The following is a 21349-nucleotide window of genomic DNA, read 5'->3' as shown; positions in this document are numbered from 1 at the left end:
GGTTTTGTATTGTCGGGTTACTTGAGCGCGCGGCGAATCAAGATCGAGGCGCTCTCGACGACCACAACCATCCCGATGATGACGAGGACATACGCGAGCACCTCGTCGAAATGACGCCCCTGCAGAGCGTTCATCAGAAGGAAACCGATACCGCCGGCACCGACGATGCCGAGCAGCGTCGCGGACCGGATGTTCTGCTCGAGCAAGTACATCAGGTGACTCACCAGCGCAGGCACAGACATCGGAACAGTGGATGCAAAAAACACCTGAGCCCGCGTCCCTCCGGCAGCCGCAAGCGCACGCTCCGGGCCGTTCGGCACTTCCTCCATCGAGTCGCCGATCAGCTTCGCGAGCAGACCGACGCCACCGATTCCGAGCGCGAGCGCACCGGCCTGAGGACCGATGCCAGCGGCAATGATGAACAGGATCGCGACGACGAGGTCGGGGATCGCGCGGATGAAAAGCGTGATGCCGCGGAATGTGTTGCGCACCCAGCTGTTCGGCGCGACGTTACGTGCAGACAGCGGGCCGACGACAGCCGAGATGATCGTGGCCATCAGGGTCGCTGCGAACGCGATCTGAATCGTCGTCATGACGGCGGCGAGCACATCCGCCCAGCTCTTGCTGCCGAAGTGCGGCGGCCAGATGGCACGGTCGCGCTCCGGGTTCACAATCTCGTCCCATGCAGGGGTGAACATCTTCGACACGTCGGGCGCCGCATAGACGAAAGCCCCGACGACGACCAGGATGCCGATCCACACCCACATGGTGTTGCCGACCCGCTCGCGATTCCAGGGGCGATGCATCGCCGCTTCGATCCGAGCGTTGCGGTCCTGCGTCTTGGCTTCGATGGCCGTCGCCGATCGGACGTCGCCGGAGCCCCTGCGAGAGACGGCGCGGGCTACCGTGTCGCCAATGCCCTTGCCCGTCGGACGAACGCCCAGCAGACGCGTGCGCAGCAGCGACGAGACAATCTCGAAGACCACACACAGCGCAATGATGATGACCACGATGGGGATGACGCGACGCATGCCTGCGGGCCCACCGTGCAGAGCGCCATCGAGCTCATAGCCGATGCCGATGACACCGACAACGCCGAGGATCACGGTTCCACGCAGGTTGATGTCGGCGCGGTGCAGCGTCACGGCCACCCATGCCGGCAGCACCTGCGGCACGACTCCTGACCAGAACTCCTGCGACTTCGATCCGCCGGCAGAGCGGATTGCGAGCCGCGGGCCCTCGTCGACTTGCTCGATCGCGTCGGCGAACATCTTCGAGATCATTCCGACCGAATGGAGTCCGATCGCGATGATCGCGGGGAGCGTCCCTGAGTTGAACCAGAGAAACGCGAAGATGACGACGAACACGACGTCCGGAATCGCGCGCGCAATGACGCCCACGCCGCGGCACAGCGCCAGAACAGCGATGTGGGGCGTGGTGTTGCGTGCGGCGCCATATGCGACCGGGATCGAAAGCACCGCGGCGAGCGCGGTACCCGCGATGACCAGGGCGAGAGTGATGACGATCGTGAGGAACATCTGCCAGATCGGCTCGAAACCGACCCAGGTGGTCGTGAAGACGGTCGTACCGTCTGACTGGCGCTCACCGGTGACGTCCCAACCCGGCCACTGCATAGGTGTGGCCATCGCCAGGAAGCGATTGATGTTGCCCCTGGTGATCTCCATGCTCTTGATGCTGTAGTCGAGCGCGACGAAAGACCACACGCCGATACCGAGAATCGCGATGATCGTGCCATAGGAGACGATCGTCGAGAGCCGAGGAGCCGGGCGTTGTACCAGCGTTATGCGGGGAGCAAGCGCGGTCATGCAGGTTCCTCGTTAGCGAAGTCCTCGGCGAGACGCTCGCGGGCGGCGCGCTGCTCTTCCCGAATTCGGATCTGCTCACGCGCTTCGGCGAGCTCGTCTTCCAGCGCATCCATCTCGCTCGTGGTAGTGGCAACCCTGCCGTAGATCTCCATGACTTCTTCGCGTGTGAGGTCGTCTGTACGAGTATCGAGCACTACCGTGCCGCCACGCAGTCCGATGATGCGGTCGCCCCAGCTCAGCGCGAGGTCGACCTGGTGGAGCGAGCAGAGGACGGTCAGCGAACGTTCGGCCGCGATCTCTCGAATAAGTGCCATGACCTGGCCGCTCGACTCGGGGTCGAGGGAGGCGACAGGTTCGTCGGCGAGCAGAATCTCGGGGTCCTGCATCAGCGCGCGGGCGATCGCGACGCGCTGCTGCTGACCGCCGGAGAGGGTGTCTGCGCGCTGGTAGGCGAGGTCAAGAAGCCCGACCCGCTCGAGATGACCGAGCGCTTTTTCGCGCATCGTGCGCGGGTACGTCAAGATGCCGACGCGAGGGCCGCGCAACGACGAGAGCCCGCCGGTCAGCACGTTCTCCAGCACGCTCAGTGCACCGACGAGCTCGAACTGCTGAAAGATGAATCCGATACGGCCGCGCAGCGCGCGAAGCGCAGGCCCGCGCAGCTGTGGAACTGCCTCCCCCAGGGAGACAACCGATCCCGCTGTGGGAGTTTCCAGCCCATTGACGTGGCGCAGCAGCGTCGACTTTCCTGAGCCGGAGAGCCCGAGCAGCACCACGATCTCTCCAGGATTGACGGCCAGCGACACCCCCGAAAGTGCCGGCTGCGCGGCTCCGGGGTATGTCTTTCCCAAATCCGTGATCTGGACGGCGGGGGTGTCGCTGGTCGTCATTTCAAATACTCCTGAATTTTCCGTGCGTGAGGTGGACGAGGATCAGACCTGGCAGGCCTCGACCTCGTCTGCGATCTCGTCGCACAGCGTGCGGATGAGGTCGTAGTACTCGTCATCGACGGCACCGAAGCCGAACCAGCCATCGGTCAGGAACTCGTTGAGCTCAACGCCAGCGTCAGTCAGCGAGGACTGGGTGCTGTCGGCGAGTGCCTCGAAGAGCTGGTCCTTGACGTCCTGCGGCAGTGCCGCCTGGAGAACGATCGGAGCGGCCGGCACCTGCACGCGCTCGACCTCGACGAGCTCGCCGGACTCGATCAGCGGGTCAGCGTCGATGTCCTGGGCGAAGCCGACCTGGCAGTCAACACCCTCGGCGACCTTCTTCGCGTTGAGGTCATGCTCCTCGCCGAAGAGGCGGTTGTCCTCTGCGACGGTGACGCCGGCACCCAGCAGGCCGCCCATGGGCACGGCGAAGCCGGAGGTGGACGTCGGGTTGACGAAGCAGACCGGCTGGTCGGCGAAGTCCTCGAGCGACGTCGCGTCAGATGCGGGGTTCTTCACTGCAACCGAGAAGTAACCGGGCTCTGCGCCCTCCTGCGTGATCTGCGCGCCGATGGGCTCGATCTCTGCGCCGGCGTTCTGTGCCTGGTAGTAGGTGAACGCCGAGATCTGCGCGATGTCGATCTGGTCAGCAGCGAGGCCCTGCACCACTGCGGTGTAGTCGGTCGCCTGGAAGAGCTCGACCTCCTTGCCGGTGATCTCGGCGATCCAGTCCGCGATGGGCTGGGCGTCCTGGTCGGCACCCTCGTGGTCGGGGAGAACGGCGAAGACAAGCTTGTCCGCGCTGCCGGAGGCGAACGTGCCTTCCGTCGTCGCGGCATCAGTGCTACCGGTGTCTCCATCGGTCGCGGAGTCTGCAGGCTCTGCAGCGCAGGCTGCGAGCCCGAAGGCGAGGGTGAGGCCGGCGACGATCGCGAGACCGCGCTTGACTGGTGACTGCATTGGGAGGAACCTTTCGAAGGTGCTGGTGCAGGTATCTGATCGGCGGGACAGCCGACGAAGAGAGCTAAGACCGAGCCGACGACGTGTGCGGGGCGAACTCCTGACGCCTCCGTGAACGAAAAGTGAATTCCCGAAGCGCGAGTACCCTGAATCCATGGCACATTCCGGCAAATCTCGACAACGCGCATCGATGGGTGGGCCTGTCCGAGCGAAGAAGTACCAGCAGACGAAACCGGCAAAGACTGCGAAGAAGCCTGCGCCGGCACCGAGGCCCGAACCGGCACCTGCACCGGAGCCGCGCGTCTTCCGCCTCGGCGCCGTTCCAGGGGCGACACCGGGCAAATGGATCGACACGTGGAACCGGCGGATGCCACACGTCACTCTGGAACTCACACCCATCGACAGGGCGACGCAGCGCGAATCCATCGACGAGTTGGATGCCGCCCTCATTCGCCTGCCTCTCCTCGACGAGAGCCTGCACCTGATCGCGCTCTATGACGAGATGCCGGTGGTCGTGGCATCCATCGAGTCCCATCTGCTGGTGGCGGACGAACTCGATCCTTCCGATCTAGCCGGAGAGGTACTGATCACGCCGCTCGATGATGTGCTCGGGCCCTTGGATATCCCCGGCATCCTGACCCCGAACTTCGCCCCTCTCGACACCACCGGAGAGGCAATCGCCACGGCAGCATCCGGCACCGGCATTGTGATCGTGCCGATGTCACTCGCCCGCATGCACCAGCGCAAGGATGCCGACTACCGCCCGCTTCGCGGAGGGCCGAGTTCCACCGTGGCCATCGCGTGGCCGCGCGATCGCACGACAGAAGACGTCGAGACCTTCGTCGGGATCGTCCGCGGACGCACCGCGAACTCCTCACGCTGAGCGACGGTAGGTTATCTGCATGGCCTCGCTTCTCTACGTCTGCGTGCGTCCTGAGCGCGGCGCCGCCGAGGCCGAGCACGCATCATTCCAACGTGGGCTCGGTGTCGCTGATCTTGATCAGCTCGACCTCCTCGCGGATCCCCTCACCGATGAGGTGCTCGCCCGGCACGACGGAATCGTCATCGGCGGATCGCCATTCAATGTGACGGATGCCGCGAAGACACCGTTGCAGGAGCGGGTCGAGGCCGATCTCGCGCGCATCGCCGCGCGCTCGCTCGCCGGAGAGACCGCCACCTTCTTCACCTGCTTCGGCATCGGCATCGTCACGCGGATGCTCGGCGGCGCGCTGACGCTGGCCCACCCCGAATCCACCAGAGCTACTGTGATCAGCACGACCGATGCCGCGGCATCCGATCCGGTCTTCGGGCCGAGTGCGCCGGCATTGAATGTCTTCACAGCGCACAAGGAGAGTGCGGTGGCCGTGCCACCCGGCGCCACGCTGCTCGCAACAAACGAGGACTGCCCCGTGCAGGCGTACCGCGTAGGTGAACGGCTGTATGCGACGCAGTTTCACCCCGAACCCAGCCCGCAGGATTTCGCCGACCGGATGACGTTCTACCGCAACAACGGATACTTCGACGCTACCGAGTTCGACGCCGTGGAAGCAGAAATCCTCGCCGCCCAGGGTGTGGGCGGCGAGGATCTGTTGAGCAGGTTCGCGCTGACTTTCGGGTAGTGCTGGCTTACGCCGCCTGGAGCACGGCTACCTTCACGATGAGACCGTTCTCGTCTGCGTCCAGTCGCACTACGCCACCATCGTCGAGAGCACCGCTGACCAGCAGATCGGCGATGCGGTCATCGACCTCGCGCTGGATCAGCCGGCGCAGCGGACGAGCACCGAACTCTGGCTCGTAGCCGTGCTCGCCGAGCCATGCCACCGCAGCATCCGTCACGTCGAGGCGCATGTCGCGCTCGGCGAGACGAGCTGAGGTCGCCCCCAACAGCAAATGCACAATGGGTGCCAGCTCATCTTGAGTCAGCTTCTGGAACAGCACGATCTCGTCGATGCGGTTGAGGAACTCGGGCCGCATCGCCTCACGAAGTTTGCCCATGACGCGATCACGCAGGTCCTTCATCGACGCGAAGCCGTTTGCTGCGGCATCCTGCGAAGAGACGAATCCGAGCGCACCGGAGCGCGACGCGAGGAACTCCGACCCGATGTTCGAGGTCATCACGATCACCGTGTTGCGGAAATCGACCGTGCGACCCTGCCCATCAGTGAGGCGTCCGTCGTCGAGCACCTGCAGCAGCAGGTTGAACACGTCAGGGTGTGCCTTCTCGATCTCGTCGAACAGCACGATCGAATACGGGTTGCGCCGCACCCGCTCGGTGAGCTGCCCTGCTTCGTCGTAGCCGACGTATCCGGGAGGAGCACCGACGAGCCGCGACACGGTGTGCCGCTCGCCGAACTCGCTCATGTCGAACCGGATCACCGCAGACTCATCGTCGAACAGCCGATCGGCGAGTGCCTTCGCCAGCTCGGTCTTGCCGACGCCGGTCGGACCGAGGAACAGGAACGATCCGACGGGACGCCGCGCGTCACCCATGCCAGTGCGGTTGCGCCGCACGGCGCGCGCAACAGCCGCGACCGCGTCATCCTGTCCGATCACCCGCGCGTGAAGCTCGCTCTCAAGGTCGGCGAGGCGCTCTCGCTCGCCCTCTGTCAGACGGCTGACCGGAATGCCGGTCGCCCGCGCGATCACCTCGGCGATCTCACGCTCGTCGACGATCGTCTCAGCAGCAGCCGATGCTCCCGCAGCGGCCATATCGATCTGGGACTGGGTCAGGGCGATCTCATCGCGCAGTTGCAACGCCTCCTCGTAGTGCTCGGTGGCGACGGCGTCGTTCTTGCGCACCTCGAGATCGGCGAGCTCGGTCACGAGCGCTGAGGTGTCGACGGGGAGGCCCAGCTTCAGGCGCAGTCGGGCGCCGGCCTGGTCGATCAGGTCGATCGCCTTGTCCGGCAGAACCCGGTCTGGAAGGTAGCGGGCACTCATGGTGACGGCGGCGCGCAGCGCGGCATCCGTATAGGTCACCCGGTGGTGATCCTGGTAGGCGTCCTTCAGCCCATCGAGAATGCGTACAGCGTCTTCGATACCGGGCTCGTCCACCTTCACTGGCTGGAAACGACGCTCCAACGCCGGGTCCTTCTCGATCTGGCGGTACTCCTTGAGCGTCGTCGCGCCGATCATGTGCAGGTCTCCGCGAGCGAGACGCGGCTTGAGGATGTTGCCCGCGTCCATGCCGCCCTCGCCGGATCCACCTGCTCCGACGACGGTGTGCACCTCGTCGATGAACACGATCACGGTGTCTTTGTGCGCGGCGATCTCATCCATGGTCTTGGTCAGACGCTCTTCGAAGTCGCCTCGGTAGCGGGTGCCAGCGAGCATGCCTGGGAGGTCGAGCGTGATCACGCGACGCCCCTCGAGTTGCGCGGGAACAGTGCCGTCGACGATCGCCTGCGCGATTCCGTCGACGATCGCCGTCTTGCCGACGCCAGCCTCGCCGATCAGCACGGGGTTGTTCTTCGTGCGCCGGCTGAGGATCTCGATGGTCTGTTCGACCTCTTCGGCGCGGCCGATCACCGGATCGAGCTCGCCGGCGCGGGCGCGGGCAGTCAGATCGATACCGTATTTGTCGAGCATGGGCGAAGCGGATGCTCCGGTCTCGGTGTCGTCCGTGTCGCCGCCGACGGGCGCGGTCACGTGCTCACGTGCAGACTCGGTGAGGGCATCTGCCGTCACGCCGACCTGTGCGAGCACCTGACCTGCTGGCACATCCTGGCCCAGCACAAGCGCGAAGAAGAGGTGCACAGGTTCGATGTACGTCGCACCGGACGAGCGTGCCACCTGATACGCGTGGAAGAGCGCGCGACTTGCACTCGGTGTGATCGTCGCGGCCTCCGCTGCAGCGCGTTCAGCGGGCAGCGGCAGTCGGGTCTCGACAGATTCGATGATCTGTTGCGGGGTCACACCGATGCGTTCGATCGCCTGGGTGACGGCGTCATCCTCGACAATCTTCCGCAGAACGTGCAGGGCATCAAGCTCGGTCTGTCCGCGCTCCAGCGCGAAACGGCCGGCGCTCTGCAGGATCTGCTGCGTGCGCGCGGTGAGGAATCGGCTGAGGTCGATCGAACGGGTCTGACGGGCTCGATCGCCCGCAAGGTAGCGCGCGAGGAACTCATCGAACGAGTTCGCGCCGGCATCGCTGAAGTCGTTGGGCATTGCATCCTCCTGAAAGTTGAGTGTACTTCGCTCAACTTCAACGCATACGGAGCCCGAGTATTCCTGGAGGTTCTCAAAAAGCCAGCATTGGGGGCTCTCAAAGATCGCGGATAAGGCCGATCCGCTCACGAAAATACGCATCCAGCGGCATGTACGCGCCGGTGTTCGACCAGCGCACCTGCGGCACACCGTCCACCGTTGCGAGCGGGCCGGAAGAGCCGCCGGCATCCACGGCATCCACATCGATGACCGACCATCCGATGTGCGCGACCTCGCCCTCGGCGAAGCCACCGCGCAGCGCCATCTGTCGGCGCGCGGCGCGCTCACGCGCCGACTCTGCCGTGTAGCCGCGGCGCCCTGGGTCTGCGGCGCGCAGCACCTCGGCCGTGGCCAGCACACGGTCATCGGTGAGCAGGAGCACACCGATGTGCCAGGCCTCCCCGATCCGCACGATTCGATCGCCACGCCACCGCGATGAACGTTCCTCGCCGAGGCCTTCCTTGGGCACGCCGACCAGTGCCGTACGTGCGGCCACCAGGAGCTTAGAAGCGGTCACAGTTCTCCCTGCGGCCGGTCGTGCTCGACAGCATCCAGTCGTTCGCGATCCCCTCGAAGTGTCATCGCGATCAACGGATAGATCAATACCGACAGCATCCCCGCACCGACCAGTGCTGCAGCGATCGCCGAGTCCAGGATCTTCTCGTTCACGCCGATCGCGGTCACGGCCACGATAATCGGCAGGCCGGTAGCCGCCATCAGGGCGATCGATGTGCGCTCCTTGACGTCGGCACCCACGGGTGCCGAGAGCTGCGCGGCGCTGCCACGAATCACGAGCAGGGCGATCAAGAACAGCGGCACCAAGGCGAGGGCGAGAGGTGACGCAGTGAGAGATGCGAGATCGAAGGTGACGCCGGTGTACAGGAAGAAAATCGGCACGAGGAAACCGAATGCGATCGCCTCAATCTTGCTCTCGATCGCGTCGGCGTCCAACTTCGGCGCTCGCGCCATAATGATGCGCCAGACCGCCCCTGCGACAAACGCGCCGAGCAACATATCGAGATCGAGAAAGACGCTGATCCCCACCAGCAACGCGATGAGCATCAGCACGAACCGCACGCCGAACTGATCAGAGGTGTGCAACGTGGCCCTGACGAGCTGGTGCAGACGCCCGTGCGGTGCGCGATGGGCGATGAACACCACGAGAGCGGCGAGGACCACGAATGTCAGCAGGATCGCGGTCGCGATCGGAGCCGTGCGTGTGCTGAGGAAGATCGAGATCGCAATCAGCGGCAGAAACTCCCCCACCGCGCCGATCGCGGTGATGACCTTCCCGAAGGGCGTGCCGAGCTCCCGTGCGTCGCGAAGAATCGGCATGAGCGTGCCCAGGGCCGTCGAGCTGAGCGCAATGCCGATCACGACCATTCCTTCGTCCGGCGCAATCAGGAATCCGACTCCGATGCCGAGCACCAGGCTGAGCAGCCATCCGAGAGAGGCGCGTACCAGCGGCCGACCGGCGACAGCGCGGAAGTCGATCTCGGTGCCCGCCACGAAGAACAGCACCGCGAGCCCGAAGTCGCTGAGTTTGTCGAGCACGACGCCCGGTTCCACCCAGCCGAGCACGGCGGGACCGACCAGGATGCCAAGGACGAGCTCGAACACGATGATGGGCACGCGCAGCACCGGGCGGATGCCGCGGGCCAGCAAGGGCGCAGCGACCGCCAGCAGTGGTACCAGCACTAGTCCTAGCTCGCTCGCGTTCATTCGCTCAGAGTATCGACACCACAGCCGGGCCGCTCGATTCGCCACCCTCCGGCGAACGGGGCAGAATCGACACAGACCTTTGCAAGGAGCATCCATGTCCCAGACCGATACCGCACGTCTGCTCATCGCCTGCGATGACCAGCCCGGAATCGTCGCCGCCGTCGCCAATGTCCTGGCCGAGCACGGCGCGAACATCATCTCGCTCGATCAGCACTCGACGGATGCCGAAGACGGACGCTTCTTCCAGCGCACAGTGATCCACCTTCCCGGTCTCTCCGCTGCGCGCCCGGCACTGGAAGCTTCACTCAGCACGGTCGCCGAGCGATTCCGCATGGAGTGGTCACTGCACGACACCTCGCTCCGCAAGCGGGTCGCGATCTTCGTCTCAAAGTATGACCACTGCCTGATGGAACTGTTGTGGCGCACGCAGCGCGGCCAGCTCGACATCGACATCACGATGGTCGTATCGAACCACGCCGATCTCGCCGAATCCGTGCGCACTTTCGGTGTACCGTTCGTGCACATCCCGTCTGGCGACAAGGTCGCCATGGAGCAGCGTCAGCTCGAGCTTCTGCAGGGCAACGTCGACCTCGTCGTTCTCGCCCGCTACATGCAGATCCTCACCGACGACTTCATCGAGAAGGTCGGAGCGCCGGTGATCAACATCCACCACTCGTTCCTGCCAGCCTTCATCGGTGCAAACCCGTACGCCCGCGCCAAGGATCGCGGCGTGAAGCTGATCGGGGCAACCGCGCACTATGCGACGGCCGACCTCGACGAGGGTCCGATCATCGAGCAGGACGTCACACGCGCCACGCACTCCGATTCTGCTGCTGACCTGCAGAGCCGCGGCGCCGATGTCGAACGTCTGGTGCTCGCTCGCGCAGTGCAGTGGCACGCAGAGGACCGCGTGATCGTGCACGGGAAGTCGACCGTCATCCTCTAGGGCGGATCTAGGGCGGGTCTCAGTTCACGACGTCGACTGCGAGCCCACGGGATGCCGCAGCGAGTCGCTTGTCGTTGGTCCAGAGCGCATCGCAGCCACTCAGCTGGGCCGCGGCGAGATGCAGCGCATCCGGCGTCTTCAGCCCGAAGTCAGCACGCACTTCTGCGGCTCGAATGAATGCCGCAGCGTCGAGAGGGACGCGCTCGAGCCGCTCGAACATCGCAAGATAGCGATCTTTGAGTTCGACGTTCTTCTCCCGCAACGGCACGACCAGGCATTCGTGAAGTGCGAGATCGCTCGATCCGACAGGCGTTTCCAATTCGCGCAGCGCTGCGCGCACAGCATCCCCTCGGGAACCGTGGTCTTCCAGCGCATAGATCAGGATGCAGGAATCCAGGTAGATCATTCCCAGGCATCCCTCGCTTCAGCGATCTGGGCATCCAGTTCGCCGCTGGTTCGCAAGAGTCGCGAAGGTACCGGGTTGGCCTCGATCCATCCGACCAATGCCGCGCCGTTCATGATCAGATCGACCGGACCGATCGGAACGAGTCGCGCCACCGGAGCGCCTCGCTTCGTGATCACCACGTCCTCGCCGGATTGCGACTCGGCGATCAACCGCGACAAATTGTTCCTCGCATCGAGAACACTATGCTGAACCATCTAGCCATTATAGCCAAGTTCCTAGCCAGATTGAAGGATGCCCGAATCAGGAACATGTCCCCAGATCAGGAGTTTTCTGCAGGTTCGTCCTGATCTCGGGAGGAGTTCCTGATTTCGGCAGGGGGTGGCGCGCCTTATAGCCCTGCCACCAGCTCAGCGAACACCTCGTCCGCGGCATCCCAGCGCGCCAGCGGCGCCGCCTGCCCGAGCCACAGGGACTGCAGCTCGCCGAGGTTCTGCTCCCCCGCGGCGACGCGGAAGCGCCCCGTGAGCCAGTTCTGCATCGGGAACGGCGCAATCGTTCCGCTCGCCTCGATCGCCCGCACGGCGCGGTTGCGGCCGCCGCGCGCCAGGCGTCCGCTCATCGCCTTGGTGAGCACGCTCTCATCGGCCGCCGTCTGCCTGATCGCTGCGCGGTGGGCATCGTTCGCCGCAGACTCGCGCGTCGCCAGGAACGCCGTGCCCACCTGAACACCGGATGCCCCGAGCGCACGCGCCGCAGCCACACCGCGCCGGTCGGCAATGCCTCCGGCCGCGACCACGGGAACTCGGACGGCATCCACGACCTGCGGCACAAGCGCGAACGTGCCGACGAGGGACTCCTCGGGCGCACGCAGGAAAGACACGCGGTGCCCGGCCGCCTCGGCGCCGCTGGCGATCACGACATCGACGCCGCCCGCCTCGAGAGCGACCGCTTCGGCCACCGTCGTGGCGGTGCCGATGACACGGATGCCGCGGCGATGTGCCTCCTCGACAACCTCAGCCGACGGAACCCCGTACACGACGCTGAGCACGGCAGGTGCGGCATCCCAGATCGCATCCAACTGTTCCTCGAGCGACGGCATATAGCGCTCCGGGCGCGAGGGGACCTCAACCCCCACCGCCTCGTAGAACGGCTCCAACGCCTGAGCGAACACGGTGTGCTGCGCGCCGGGCTCGACCTCATCGCCGGTCGGGAGCCAGATGTTCAACGCGAATGGCAGGGAAGTAGCCTCGCGCAGCGCGGTTACCGTCGAGCGAATCCGCGCACCGTCGTATCCATACAGTCCATAGGCTCCCAGACCGCCGGCATCACTCACCGCAGCCGTCAACGCGACGGACGAGAGGCCGCCGAAAGCACCGAGGAGAATTGGATGACGGATGCCGAGAAGCTCACGCAGATCGCTCATGCTCTCGAGGCTACGCCTCAGCCGGCCGCTGATACTGTCTATGACATGGTGGACACATTCGAGCAGCTCATGCGGCTCATGCTGTCTGCGCTCGGACTGATCAACATGCCCGATCTCGCCTCGCTCGATCTTGCTGCGCTGACCCTGTCCGTCGCGCTGCTCGCAGTCGTGACGCTCGTTGTCGCCTACACGTTCGGCATCGTGCAGCCCGGTCAGGGTTCATCCCCGCATCCGCTGCGCGCCATAGATCTGTCCGTCCTACTGTCTCAGAGCGATCCGGATGCTGCGGGCCACCCGCGTCCGCGGGCCCCGGGAGTCGCCTCCGCCGTGTAACCGTCCGAACGAGTCGGGAACACGGCATCAGGCCGACCTTCCCGACACTTCGAACGGACACTCTTTTGGACATCTATGCCTTCGGGCCCATCGCGGCGATCCTCGACACCGCGTGCGGCGCCCTCACCGGACTCGCAAACCTGCTCGAGCCCTTTACCGCAACGGCGTCCGCTGCGGCAGCCGTCATCCTCGTTACCCTGCTCGTGCGCGCCATCCTCATCCCGGTGGGAATCTCCCAGGCCAAGGCCGAACAGACCAGAGCGCGGCTGGCGCCGAAGCTGCGCGAACTGCAGAAACGGCACAAGAAGAACCCAGAGCGCCTGCAGCGCGAGACGATGCAGCTCTACAAAGACGAGAACACCTCGCCGTTCGCCGGCTGTCTGCCCGTGCTGCTGCAGGCGCCAGTCGTAGGCATCCTCTACACGCTGTTCCTGCGCACCGATATCTCCGGCCACCCGAACGAGCTGTTGACGCACGACCTGTTTGGCGCGACGCTCGGCACGAGCCTGGTCTCGATGGTATTCACCGGCCCGTTCTCGCTGTCGACGCTCCTCGTCTCCGGCGCGCTGATCGCGATCATGATCGTGGTTGCCGAGATCACACGCCGCGTGTTCCGGCCGGTGGCCGTCGACGACTCTCCAATGTCCTCACCAGGGATGCTGCGCATGATGAGCGCGCTGCACTACATGACCGCCGTGTTCGCGGTGTTCGTACCGCTGGCTGCGGGGCTCTATCTCACGATCACTGTGACCTGGACGCTCGTTCAGCGGATGATCCTGCGGCGGCGCTACCCGCTGACTGACACGGCGCCGGTCACGGTGTCGCCGGCTCGCTGAGCGGCGGATCACCCGGGTCGCCCAGAGTCGGATCATCTCGCCGTCTTCGGGTGCCAACCAAACTGACCCCGACACTAGCGGTGACCACGAACACGATCGCCAGCACACGCAATCCACTCGCATGCTGACCAAGCACGAGCCAGCCGGCAAGCGTCGCCGTCGCCGGCTCAAGACTGAGCAGGATGCCGAAGACGCGCTGCGGCATCCGCCTGAGCGCCGACAGCTCCAAGGTGTACGGGATGATCGAGCCCAGCAGGGAGGTGAGCAACACGAGAACCAGGAGCATGGGGTCGGCGGACACGATAATCGCCGCAGGGATGCCGAAAGGCAGCATCAGCACCGAGGCGACGACGAAGCCGATGGCGAGCGCACCTCGACCGGGGATGATCGCGCCCGCATGGGCTGTGGCACGGATATAGAACGCCCAGAACGCCGCAGCGATCAGCGCGAAACCCACCCCGATCATGTCAAGCGGGGCTTCGCCGAGCATCCCGTCGATCCCGAGCAGCGCGATGCCTGCGACCGCGAGCACCAGCCAGCCGGTGTCGACCAAACGCCTGGTCAGCAACGCCGACAGTACGAGCGGTCCGAGAAACTCGATCGCGACCGCGGGTCCGAGTGGAATACGCTCGATCGCCGCGTAGAACGCACCGTTCATGCCGCCCAAGGCGATGCCGAAGATGATTGCGGCGCGCCACTGCCGTCGTTTCCAGCGCCGCACCGCAGGGCGCACCGCCACGATCATCACGATCGCAGCGATGCTCAGTCGCAACGCCGTCACGCCCCAAGCACCGAGCGTGGGGAACAGTTGCACCGCCACCGCCGCGCCGAACGAGAGCGAAATACACGAGGCGAACACCATGGCGGCACCGATAACGGGACGCGAGGGTGCAGACGAAATCATGCTTCCAGTCTGCAGCGTGAAAGTTGCGCGTCGCGAGTTCAGCGAGGATTCAGCGCCACGCGCAGCGGCGCCCCTGGCGCGGACGCCGCTGCGAGCGCAGCATCCACATCGCTGAGCGGATACACCGCACCGACGACCTCGCTGAAAGGATAGGCGCGACCTCGGCCAGCAAGGAAGCCGACCGACGCGGACAAATCTGTCGCCGTGTAGTTGTGCACTCCCGTCACCGTCACCAGTCGCCGCACGATGCTTTCGGCATCGAGGGGAACCGGATCGGCCGGGAACACACTACCGACGAGCACGACAGTGCCGCCGATGTCGGCAGCGGCGATCGCGTCGCCGACGGCGTGGCCGGATGCCTCGATCACGATGTCTGCCGGCCCGGTCGCCGCTACCGCCCCCACCCCTCCGAACCGCTCGGCGAAGGTCCGTCGAGCAGCAGACGGGTCGACGACGGTGACCTCTGCGCCGGCATCCGCGGCGATCGCCACTGCAGACAACCCGACAAGACCTGCACCATAGACGAGCACGCGCACGCCCTCAAGGCCGCGTCCGGCGGCTCCGCGGGCGACTGCAGCCCACGCCGTGGCAGTAGCGCACGACGCGGGTGCGAGGATCGCGGCCGGCAGAGCTTCCGGCACGCGAACGATCGTGGTGCCCGTGCGCAGGTGAGCGTGGCTGGCGAACCCGCCGGTGAGCTCCCACCGCGGCTCAATGCGCTCGTGTCCGTACTTCGCCAGCGTCCGACATTTCTGGGTGAAACCCACGGCGCAGCGATCGCACGTGCCGCATGACACGGTAACGGACCACACCACACGGTCGCCGATGCGCAGAGCGCTGGCATCCGCTGCCATCACGCCGTCTTCTCCGACTGCGATCACCCGGCCGACACTCTCATGCCCCAGCACCAGCGGCGCCGGCGCCGAGCGATGCCCCTGAACGGTGTGCACATCAGAACCGCACACCGTCGAGAGCTCGATGGCCACGAGCACGTCGCCGCGGCCGAGGGCGACGCCAGGAACGGCTACGGTCTCGTGCGCCTGACCCACGCCGAGCCAGACCATGGCCGTTGCGGCGGGTCTCAGCGCGACGTCGTGCCGCTCCTCATGCGGCAGAAGAACACGCATGTCAGGTGGCCTGTGCGAGTGAAACACCGAGCAGATCGCGCTCTTCCAGCGCCGCCTGCAGACCTGTGATGTCATCGAGCACGGCATCCGCACCGGCATCCATCAGCGTCGCGCGATCATGTGCGCCGGTGAGCACCCCGGCGATGAAACCTGCGCCTGCCCTGAGACCGGACTGCACATCGCTGCTCGTGTCGCCAGCAACGGCGACGGCCTCAACCGAGGAGGTGCCGGTGCGCAGCAGCGCGGTGAGTACCAGGTCGGGCGCTGGGCGCCCACGACCGGCATCCACCGGCGACAGCGCCAGGTCAACCAGGCCATGCCAGCCCAGTCCATCAAGCAGCGCGTCACGAGTCACCGGGGCGAACCCAGTGGTGAGCGCGACCTTGAGACCGGCATCACGCAGGTTCGAGATAGCGTCAGCGGCGCCAGCAATCTCTGCCACGCCCTGCTCAGCGATGATCTCGGAGTAGGCACCCTCGAACGCGGCGGTGGCCGTAGTCGCGGCGGAGATGTCGCCACCTGCCAGGTGCGTGAAGACGTCGATCTTCGACATGCCCATGGTGTCGCGGACGTAGCGAAGAGCGTCATCCCACGGCATCCGATCGGCAACGCCGGTGCGTTCAGCGGCACGCTGGAACGCCTGCTCGACGACGCCGTCATCGCGGACGGTCGTTCCTGCCATATCGAGAACGATGAGTTCGATGTTGGTCATGGGGTTCCTCCCTGTGCGGGCTGCAACGCCCGGTCGTATGCGGTCTGAAGCGTGCGCTCGGCGAGCCCCAGACCCGTTGTCATGCCGATCCCCGTCGTCGCGGCGATCACGTGCAGGCCCGGTTCTGGCTCCTCGATGAGGAACTCGCTCGGTCCGGACGCGTACACGCCCTGCCAGCGCTCGAGCACGCGGAATCCATCGACGTCGAAGAGCACGCGAGCCTCGTCGAGGAAAGCGGCGAACGCTGCCTCCGGCTGAAAAGGCTCCGGCTGAATTGCCCTGGCGTGCGAGTCGCCAAAGATGAGCGAACCGTCCGGCAGCTGGGTGTACATCTGATTCAGATCGAGTGCGGCCAGATCGGGGCGCGCTGCATGCAGTCGCTCGCGCAGCGCCGTGGTCTCGGAGAACGCAGTGAAACGTCCATAGCGCAGCAACGACCACGCGGTCAGCAAGGGAGCATCGAGCGTGCGCGGTAGGTCTGCTGTGACCCGCATCATGTCGAGCGTGCAGCGGATGACGCCGGCTTGCTCGGCGAGATCAGGCAGTAGCTGATCGATGTCGTGATTTACCGCAGCAACGACGAGACCAGCGTCGATGGAGCCACGGGTCGTCTCGACCCGGCCCGAGGCCACCGTTGTCACAGCCGTGCGGAATCGGAACTCGACTCCGAGGGTTACCAGATGCCGGACGATTGCTCCCGCGGCTTCACGCGGGTTCGTCTGCAGGTCGGGTTCGAGCAGCGCGCCACCCAGTACTGCGTCCTGGCGCAGCGGCGCGCGGCTCAGCAACTCGTTCTGCGAGAGCATCCGCACGTCGCCGTCAGCTGATGCCCGCTCGAGCACGGCAAGTTCGTCGTCGTGGCGCGCGGCGATGAGGGTTCCGGATTCGCGCAGCCAGAAGTCGGCATCCTTCGCGAGTTTCAGCCACAACTCGCGTGAGGTGTCGGCGAACTCGCGGGCAAGACCGCTCTGAGCGCCGATGCAGACGTGACCGAAGTTGCGGATTGTCGCACCGACCGGCGCCTCGGTGCGATCGATGACGATGACGCTGAGGCCTCGTCGGATTCCGGCGTAGGCCGCGCCGAGGCCGACGATGCCCGAGCCGACTACGACAAGGTCTGCGGTATCTGCCGACATGGAATGGATCTTCACGGCGGCCTTTCGATGCAGACGAACTGTTCCGTGACAACTGTGACACTCGGCAGAGCGGCCACTGCGCCGATCCGGGAAGTGTTTGCCTTGCGTTAACCCGACCTTCGCTCGGGTGAACACGAGTCAAACAGGCCAGGCCGCGGGCGATTTCTACAGCGGCTTCTACCGGGCCGCAGCATGATTACGGCGACCACGATGGCGTCGATCCCGATGGCGTCGACGGACGCAAGGACGCGCATCCTCCACCACGGCATGGAGCGCGAGAGCATCCTCGTGGGGAGAGCCGAACCAGTGCGATCGCGAGCGCAAGGGGATTCAAAAGCCGAATACCGCGCTCGCGCCCGCGATCGCAGCGCTGGGGACGCTTTATTCTGGGGTGCTCCTCACGGTACCGAGGCACGGCTGCGGGAAGAAGGGACGAAGGTCGAAAGAGTATTAGACCTTCGTCCAATACTCTGCGCTAGTCGGGTGCTGCCGACATCACTCACACTGTGGGCAGCCGAGCCGACACCGTCCACCGATCATCGACTGCGCCGGCGCTGAACTCGCCGCTCGCCCCGAGCACCCGCTCAGCCATTCTGTTGAGGCCGGTGCGGCTGGAGGACAGGTCTCGCCGCGGCGCCACCGGAAGTGGGCTGCGGATCGTGAGCAGCACAGATTCGCCGTCGATTTCCAGCCCGATCCGTACTTCACCAGTACCGGCATACTTGAGGACGTTCGTCGCGGATTCGCGCACGATTCTGGCGAGAATGAGATCGCCCGCTCGAGAGATGCGATCGTCGCGAGGGTCTCCTTCGAAGACCACCGAATACCCTGCGTCCTCGAACTCGTGACGGGCTTCTTCGATGGCTGCGGCGAGTCCATCCGTCTGCCCGCCGGGCGAACGCGGTCCATCGTCGGCGAGCTCGATCACGAAGCGCAGATCGGTCATCGCCTTCTTCGCGGCAAGCCGGATCGCCTCCTGTGAGTTCTTGCTCGCCTCTGCATCGTCGAGCATCTGGACGTGCAGTGCCACCACGGTGAGTTGGTGCGCGATGCTGTCATGCAGTTCGCCTGCTATCCATCGCCGTTCGGCGAGCACTGCTTCATGCTCCTGCTGCGCCTGGATCGCGAGTTGCTGCTCCAAGCGGCGACCACGCGCCGACGCCATTCGAAGCGCGAAGCCGATCGCGCCCGACACCGCCGCGACGATGAGATAGATGCCGACATTCACTGTGACGCCGCGGTCGCTATAAGTAATGATCGCGGCCGCCAAGAGGAAGAAGGCGGCGTACGACAGAATCAGCGCGGTTCGCCCCAATCTCATGACCAGCCCGGCCGCAACTGCGGCAGCAAGGATCACAAGGAACTCGGATTCCGTGATGAATGACACGGCGAACAGGAATCCGAGTGAAGCGGTGGCTACCCAGGGCAACCAGAGGTAAAGCGCAAATGCTGCTGTGGTCGCGATACTGAGAAGGGAGGCGAGGAGATTAACGTCAGGAGAGAAGAAGATACCGAAGATGTCGACGGCGATGAGGCCACCGATGATCACCAGCATGGCGATGCGTTCGAGAGCGCTCAACGTCTCGCCCCGTGTCAACCGGAGAACGTCGGGTCCATCTCGGGGTGACAGGTCCAAAGCCATGGTCCCTTATTCTATTCGCCAGGGGCTTTAGCGGTAGATGCCAAGAGCTCGTGCAAGCTGTTCCCAAAAAGTCATAGTATTCACCGCCCTGATCTAGTCGTACGTCGAATGTCTGAATTCATCTTCTCTCTAGCTCGCAGCGGGCACATCTGACCTGCGAGCAGTCTTTGCTAGCCAAAGGTCTACATGCCACCAGGCCGGGCCTCCAGCCGCGGTTAGGCTTCCCCCATGCCGGAAATTCGCGTTCTCATCGTCGATGACGATCCCCTGGTTCGCGCTGCGCTCTCACACTTCGTCTCCCGCGCCCCAGACATCCAGGTCATCGGCGAGGCCGAGAACGGCATCGAGGCGATCGCCTCAGTGGAACAGCAACGCCCCGACATCGTCATGATGGACGTGCAGATGCCGGAGATGAACGGCATAGAGGCGACCGCGGCGATAGCCAGACGCTGGCCGAACGTGCGCATCCTCGCTGTGACCACGCTCGACGGTCGAGACACGGTCCTTCCGATGCTGAGCGCCGGCGCGTCCGGATATCTGCTCAAAGACTCCAGCGCCGAGGACATCGTCTCCGGGGTACGAGAAGTCCACCAGGGCGCAAGTTCCCTCTCACCTCGGATCGCGTCCATGCTCATCAAGCACGTGCGCGACACCGAACCCGCGGGCGGCACACCTTCAGGCGGCCTTGAGCCGCTCACCGAACGTGAGACAGAGGTGCTGCACCGTCTGGCCGACGGCATGTCGAATGCCGAGATCGCACGTACGCTCATCGTGTCTGAAGGCACCGTCAAGGCTCACCTCGGGCGCATCATGTCAAAATGGCAGGTGCGCGACCGAGTGCAGATCCTCGTCGCGGCCGCGCACGCAGGACTCGTGACTTTCCGCTGATCCCCGCGGCGGGCTCGGGCCCGCATGCCCGCGATAACCGGGCCGCCCGATTACGATCGAAGCATGCCCGTCACTTCTCCCGCCCTCGCTCACGCCGAGGATCTTGCCGATTTCGTCGCAGCGTCCCCCTCCAGCTATCACGCAGCTGTTGAGGTTGCGCGGCGCCTGGAAGAGGTCGGATTCGTGCGGCTGAACGAGGAGGACGCGTGGCCGACACCGGCCGGCGGCCGTTTCGTCGTCGTGCGTGACGGCGCCGTGATCGCATGGACTGTGCCGGCGGATGCCGCGGTGACGACTCCCGCGCAGATCTTTGGCGCACACACCGACTCCCCCGGTTTCAAGCTCAAGCCGAAGCCGACCACTGGCTCGCGCGGCTGGCTGCAAGCCGGCGTCGAGGTATATGGAGGGCCGCTGCTGAACTCGTGGCTCGACCGGGAGCTCCGCCTCGCCGGACGCCTCGCTCTGGCCGATGGGCGCGTCGTACTCGCCGACACCGGCGCTCTGCTTCGACTGCCGCAGCTGGCCGTGCACCTAGACCGCGAGGCGAACAGCGGACTGACGCTCGACAAGCAGTTCCACACCCAACCGGTGTGGGGCCTCGGCGACCCGACCGCGGAGGATCTGCTCGGCGAACTCGCGGCCTCGGCCGGGGTTTCCGCTGCGGACATCCGTGGGTTCGACGCGGTCGTCGCCGACTCCGCACGCGGTGCGGTCTTCGGCAAGGACAATGCGTTCTTCGCGAGCGGGCGCCTCGATGACCTGGCATCCGTGCACGCGGGAGTCGTCGCACTCGCCAGTGGCGGGGTGGGCGACCGCATCGCCGTCCTTGCGGCTTTCGACCATGAAGAGCTGGGATCGTCATCCCGCTCCGGAGCGGCGGGCCCATTCTTGGAAGACATCCTTGTGCGCGTATATGCCGGGCTCGGTGCGGATGCATCCGAACAGCGCCGGGCGTTCGCGGCGTCTTGGCACCTCTCCAGCGATGTCGGTCACTCCGTTCACCCCAACTACGCGCACAAGCACGACCCGATCGTCCAGCCGCTGCTCGGCTCTGGGCCGATCCTGAAGGTCAACGCCAACCAGCGCTACGCGACGGATGCCATCGGCGCCGCCGCCTGGGCACAGTGGTGTGAGACGGCAGGGGTGGCCTCGCAGGAGTTCGTCTCGAACAACGCGGTGCCGTGCGGTTCGACGATCGGCCCGATCACGGCGACCCGTCTCGGCATCCGAACGGTGGATGTCGGCATCCCGATCCTCTCGATGCACTCGGCACGCGAGCTCGCCGGGGTCTCTGATCTCTATGCGCTGACGCGCGTCGCCGACGCGTTCTTCTCGGCCTGAGTTCGGGTACCG

The 21349-nt window shown here is 65.2% G+C and carries 21 protein-coding genes; 7 read left to right on the top strand and 14 right to left on the bottom strand.

Translation table 11 applies throughout. The features are described 5' to 3' along the window. Window positions 1-17: 17 nt before the first annotated feature. Genes AC1C2O_RS16095 through AC1C2O_RS16085 form a run of 3 tightly spaced genes read right to left on the bottom strand, consistent with a single transcriptional unit; the run spans window position 18 to window position 3715 of the window. Window positions 18-1826: a PhnE/PtxC family ABC transporter permease gene (locus AC1C2O_RS16095; protein ID WP_495431449.1), complete on the bottom strand. Its 1809-nt coding sequence runs from the start codon at window positions 1824-1826 to the stop codon at window positions 18-20. Continuing rightward, on the bottom strand, window positions 1823-2716 hold the full coding sequence (gene phnC, locus AC1C2O_RS16090) for a phosphonate ABC transporter ATP-binding protein (RefSeq protein ID WP_495431448.1): 894 nt from the start codon (window positions 2714-2716) through the stop codon (window positions 1823-1825). The genes AC1C2O_RS16095 and phnC overlap by 4 nt, the downstream gene beginning before the upstream one ends. 42 nt (window positions 2717-2758) lie before the next feature. Next, the gene (locus AC1C2O_RS16085) at window positions 2759-3715 is read right to left on the bottom strand and encodes a PhnD/SsuA/transferrin family substrate-binding protein (RefSeq protein ID WP_495431447.1); all 957 of its coding nucleotides are present in this window, start codon (window positions 3713-3715) and stop codon (window positions 2759-2761) included. Window positions 3716-3869: 154 nt separating this feature from the next. Between AC1C2O_RS16085 and AC1C2O_RS16080 the strand changes: the two genes are divergently transcribed. After that, a complete protein-coding gene (locus AC1C2O_RS16080) occupies window positions 3870-4598 on the top strand; it encodes a LysR substrate-binding domain-containing protein (RefSeq protein WP_495431446.1) in 729 nt (242 codons plus the stop codon). Window positions 4599-4617: 19 nt separating this feature from the next. Continuing rightward, window positions 4618-5334 carry a glutamine amidotransferase-related protein gene (locus tag AC1C2O_RS16075; protein WP_495431445.1) on the top strand — a complete coding sequence of 239 codons (717 nt, stop codon included), beginning with the start codon at window positions 4618-4620 and terminating at the stop codon, window positions 5332-5334. Window positions 5335-5341: 7 nt separating this feature from the next. Here the strand turns inward: AC1C2O_RS16075 and AC1C2O_RS16070 are convergent, their stop codons facing one another. From AC1C2O_RS16070 to AC1C2O_RS16060, 3 genes are all read right to left on the bottom strand, one after another. Beyond that, the gene (locus tag AC1C2O_RS16070) at window positions 5342-7882 is read right to left on the bottom strand and encodes an ATP-dependent Clp protease ATP-binding subunit (RefSeq protein WP_495431444.1); all 2541 of its coding nucleotides are present in this window, start codon (window positions 7880-7882) and stop codon (window positions 5342-5344) included. A gap of 97 nt (window positions 7883-7979) precedes the next feature. Beyond that, window positions 7980-8438 (bottom strand): glutaminase, encoded by a 459-nt coding sequence (locus tag AC1C2O_RS16065; protein WP_495431443.1) that lies wholly within the window; start codon window positions 8436-8438, stop codon window positions 7980-7982. Continuing rightward, window positions 8435-9643: a cation:proton antiporter gene (locus AC1C2O_RS16060; RefSeq protein WP_495431442.1), complete on the bottom strand. Its 1209-nt coding sequence runs from the start codon at window positions 9641-9643 to the stop codon at window positions 8435-8437. Before AC1C2O_RS16060 ends, AC1C2O_RS16065 begins: the two co-directional genes overlap by 4 nt. 94 nt (window positions 9644-9737) lie before the next feature. Between AC1C2O_RS16060 and purU the strand changes: the two genes are divergently transcribed. Continuing rightward, window positions 9738-10589 carry a formyltetrahydrofolate deformylase gene (gene purU / locus AC1C2O_RS16055; RefSeq protein WP_495431441.1) on the top strand — a complete coding sequence of 284 codons (852 nt, stop codon included), beginning with the start codon at window positions 9738-9740 and terminating at the stop codon, window positions 10587-10589. A gap of 19 nt (window positions 10590-10608) precedes the next feature. Here the strand turns inward: purU and AC1C2O_RS16050 are convergent, their stop codons facing one another. The 3 genes from AC1C2O_RS16050 to AC1C2O_RS16040 form a co-directional block, all read right to left on the bottom strand. Then, entirely contained in the window at window positions 10609-10995 is a 387-nt protein-coding gene (locus AC1C2O_RS16050) for a type II toxin-antitoxin system VapC family toxin (RefSeq protein WP_495431440.1), read from the bottom strand. Further along, window positions 10992-11249: a type II toxin-antitoxin system Phd/YefM family antitoxin gene (locus tag AC1C2O_RS16045; protein ID WP_495431439.1), complete on the bottom strand. Its 258-nt coding sequence runs from the start codon at window positions 11247-11249 to the stop codon at window positions 10992-10994. Before AC1C2O_RS16045 ends, AC1C2O_RS16050 begins: the two co-directional genes overlap by 4 nt. Before the next feature lie 134 nt (window positions 11250-11383). Continuing rightward, window positions 11384-12418 (bottom strand): NAD(P)H-dependent flavin oxidoreductase, encoded by a 1035-nt coding sequence (locus tag AC1C2O_RS16040; protein WP_495431438.1) that lies wholly within the window; start codon window positions 12416-12418, stop codon window positions 11384-11386. Here AC1C2O_RS16040 and AC1C2O_RS16035 point away from each other — a divergent pair. Together AC1C2O_RS16035 and AC1C2O_RS16030 are read left to right on the top strand one after the other, a co-directional pair. Further along, entirely contained in the window at window positions 12383-12751 is a 369-nt protein-coding gene (locus AC1C2O_RS16035; RefSeq protein ID WP_495431437.1) for a DUF6412 domain-containing protein, read from the top strand. The genes AC1C2O_RS16040 and AC1C2O_RS16035 overlap by 36 nt on opposite strands. Before the next feature lie 65 nt (window positions 12752-12816). Further along, window positions 12817-13587, top strand: coding sequence for a YidC/Oxa1 family membrane protein insertase (locus AC1C2O_RS16030; protein ID WP_495431436.1), 771 nt, complete (start codon window positions 12817-12819; stop codon window positions 13585-13587). Here the strand turns inward: AC1C2O_RS16030 and AC1C2O_RS16025 are convergent. From AC1C2O_RS16025 to AC1C2O_RS16005, 5 genes are all read right to left on the bottom strand, one after another. After that, on the bottom strand, window positions 13565-14491 hold the full coding sequence (locus AC1C2O_RS16025; RefSeq protein WP_495431435.1) for an EamA family transporter: 927 nt from the start codon (window positions 14489-14491) through the stop codon (window positions 13565-13567). The genes AC1C2O_RS16030 and AC1C2O_RS16025 overlap by 23 nt on opposite strands. A gap of 38 nt (window positions 14492-14529) precedes the next feature. Then, window positions 14530-15618 carry an alcohol dehydrogenase catalytic domain-containing protein gene (locus AC1C2O_RS16020; protein WP_495431434.1) on the bottom strand — a complete coding sequence of 363 codons (1089 nt, stop codon included), beginning with the start codon at window positions 15616-15618 and terminating at the stop codon, window positions 14530-14532. A 1-nt stretch (window position 15619) separates the two neighbouring features. Next, a complete protein-coding gene (locus AC1C2O_RS16015; protein ID WP_495431433.1) occupies window positions 15620-16330 on the bottom strand; it encodes an HAD family hydrolase in 711 nt (236 codons plus the stop codon). Beyond that, window positions 16327-17466 (bottom strand): TIGR03364 family FAD-dependent oxidoreductase, encoded by a 1140-nt coding sequence (locus AC1C2O_RS16010; RefSeq protein ID WP_495431432.1) that lies wholly within the window; start codon window positions 17464-17466, stop codon window positions 16327-16329. Before AC1C2O_RS16010 ends, AC1C2O_RS16015 begins: the two co-directional genes overlap by 4 nt. A 499-nt stretch (window positions 17467-17965) precedes the next feature. Continuing rightward, a complete protein-coding gene (locus tag AC1C2O_RS16005; protein WP_495431431.1) occupies window positions 17966-19045 on the bottom strand; it encodes a sensor histidine kinase in 1080 nt (359 codons plus the stop codon). Between the two features lie 291 nt (window positions 19046-19336). Here AC1C2O_RS16005 and AC1C2O_RS16000 point away from each other — a divergent pair, with 291 nt between their 5' ends. Together AC1C2O_RS16000 and AC1C2O_RS15995 are read left to right on the top strand one after the other, a co-directional pair. Beyond that, on the top strand, window positions 19337-19996 hold the full coding sequence (locus AC1C2O_RS16000) for a response regulator (RefSeq protein ID WP_495431430.1): 660 nt from the start codon (window positions 19337-19339) through the stop codon (window positions 19994-19996). Window positions 19997-20059: 63 nt separating this feature from the next. Next, window positions 20060-21337: a M18 family aminopeptidase gene (locus AC1C2O_RS15995; protein WP_495431429.1), complete on the top strand. Its 1278-nt coding sequence runs from the start codon at window positions 20060-20062 to the stop codon at window positions 21335-21337. Window positions 21338-21349: the final 12 nt, after the last annotated feature.

This window comes from Microbacterium sp. Y355 (assembly GCF_059445345.1).
Note: the sequence above shows the minus strand (reverse complement) of the source record. Positions and strands in the feature narration are given on the sequence as shown.

Coding starts and splice junctions, on each gene's coding strand:
- AC1C2O_RS16040 (WP_495431438.1), bottom strand. CDS start 12,418: ATGAGCGATCTGCGTGAGCTTCTCGGCATCCGTCATCCAATTCTCCTC.
- AC1C2O_RS16045 (WP_495431439.1), bottom strand. CDS start 11,249: ATGGTTCAGCATAGTGTTCTCGATGCGAGGAACAATTTGTCGCGGTTG.
- AC1C2O_RS16035 (WP_495431437.1), top strand. CDS start 12,383: ATGACGGATGCCGAGAAGCTCACGCAGATCGCTCATGCTCTCGAGGCT.
- AC1C2O_RS16060 (WP_495431442.1), bottom strand. CDS start 9,643: ATGAACGCGAGCGAGCTAGGACTAGTGCTGGTACCACTGCTGGCGGTC.
- AC1C2O_RS16075 (WP_495431445.1), top strand. CDS start 4,618: ATGGCCTCGCTTCTCTACGTCTGCGTGCGTCCTGAGCGCGGCGCCGCC.
- AC1C2O_RS16070 (WP_495431444.1), bottom strand. CDS start 7,882: ATGCCCAACGACTTCAGCGATGCCGGCGCGAACTCGTTCGATGAGTTC.
- AC1C2O_RS16025 (WP_495431435.1), bottom strand. CDS start 14,491: ATGATTTCGTCTGCACCCTCGCGTCCCGTTATCGGTGCCGCCATGGTG.
- AC1C2O_RS16000 (WP_495431430.1), top strand. CDS start 19,337: ATGCCGGAAATTCGCGTTCTCATCGTCGATGACGATCCCCTGGTTCGC.
- AC1C2O_RS16050 (WP_495431440.1), bottom strand. CDS start 10,995: ATGATCTACCTGGATTCCTGCATCCTGATCTATGCGCTGGAAGACCAC.
- purU (WP_495431441.1), top strand. CDS start 9,738: ATGTCCCAGACCGATACCGCACGTCTGCTCATCGCCTGCGATGACCAG.
- AC1C2O_RS16015 (WP_495431433.1), bottom strand. CDS start 16,330: ATGACCAACATCGAACTCATCGTTCTCGATATGGCAGGAACGACCGTC.
- AC1C2O_RS16085 (WP_495431447.1), bottom strand. CDS start 3,715: ATGCAGTCACCAGTCAAGCGCGGTCTCGCGATCGTCGCCGGCCTCACC.
- AC1C2O_RS16080 (WP_495431446.1), top strand. CDS start 3,870: ATGGCACATTCCGGCAAATCTCGACAACGCGCATCGATGGGTGGGCCT.
- AC1C2O_RS16095 (WP_495431449.1), bottom strand. CDS start 1,826: ATGACCGCGCTTGCTCCCCGCATAACGCTGGTACAACGCCCGGCTCCT.
- phnC (WP_495431448.1), bottom strand. CDS start 2,716: ATGACGACCAGCGACACCCCCGCCGTCCAGATCACGGATTTGGGAAAG.
- AC1C2O_RS16010 (WP_495431432.1), bottom strand. CDS start 17,466: ATGTCGGCAGATACCGCAGACCTTGTCGTAGTCGGCTCGGGCATCGTC.
- AC1C2O_RS16020 (WP_495431434.1), bottom strand. CDS start 15,618: ATGCGTGTTCTTCTGCCGCATGAGGAGCGGCACGACGTCGCGCTGAGA.
- AC1C2O_RS15995 (WP_495431429.1), top strand. CDS start 20,060: ATGCCCGTCACTTCTCCCGCCCTCGCTCACGCCGAGGATCTTGCCGAT.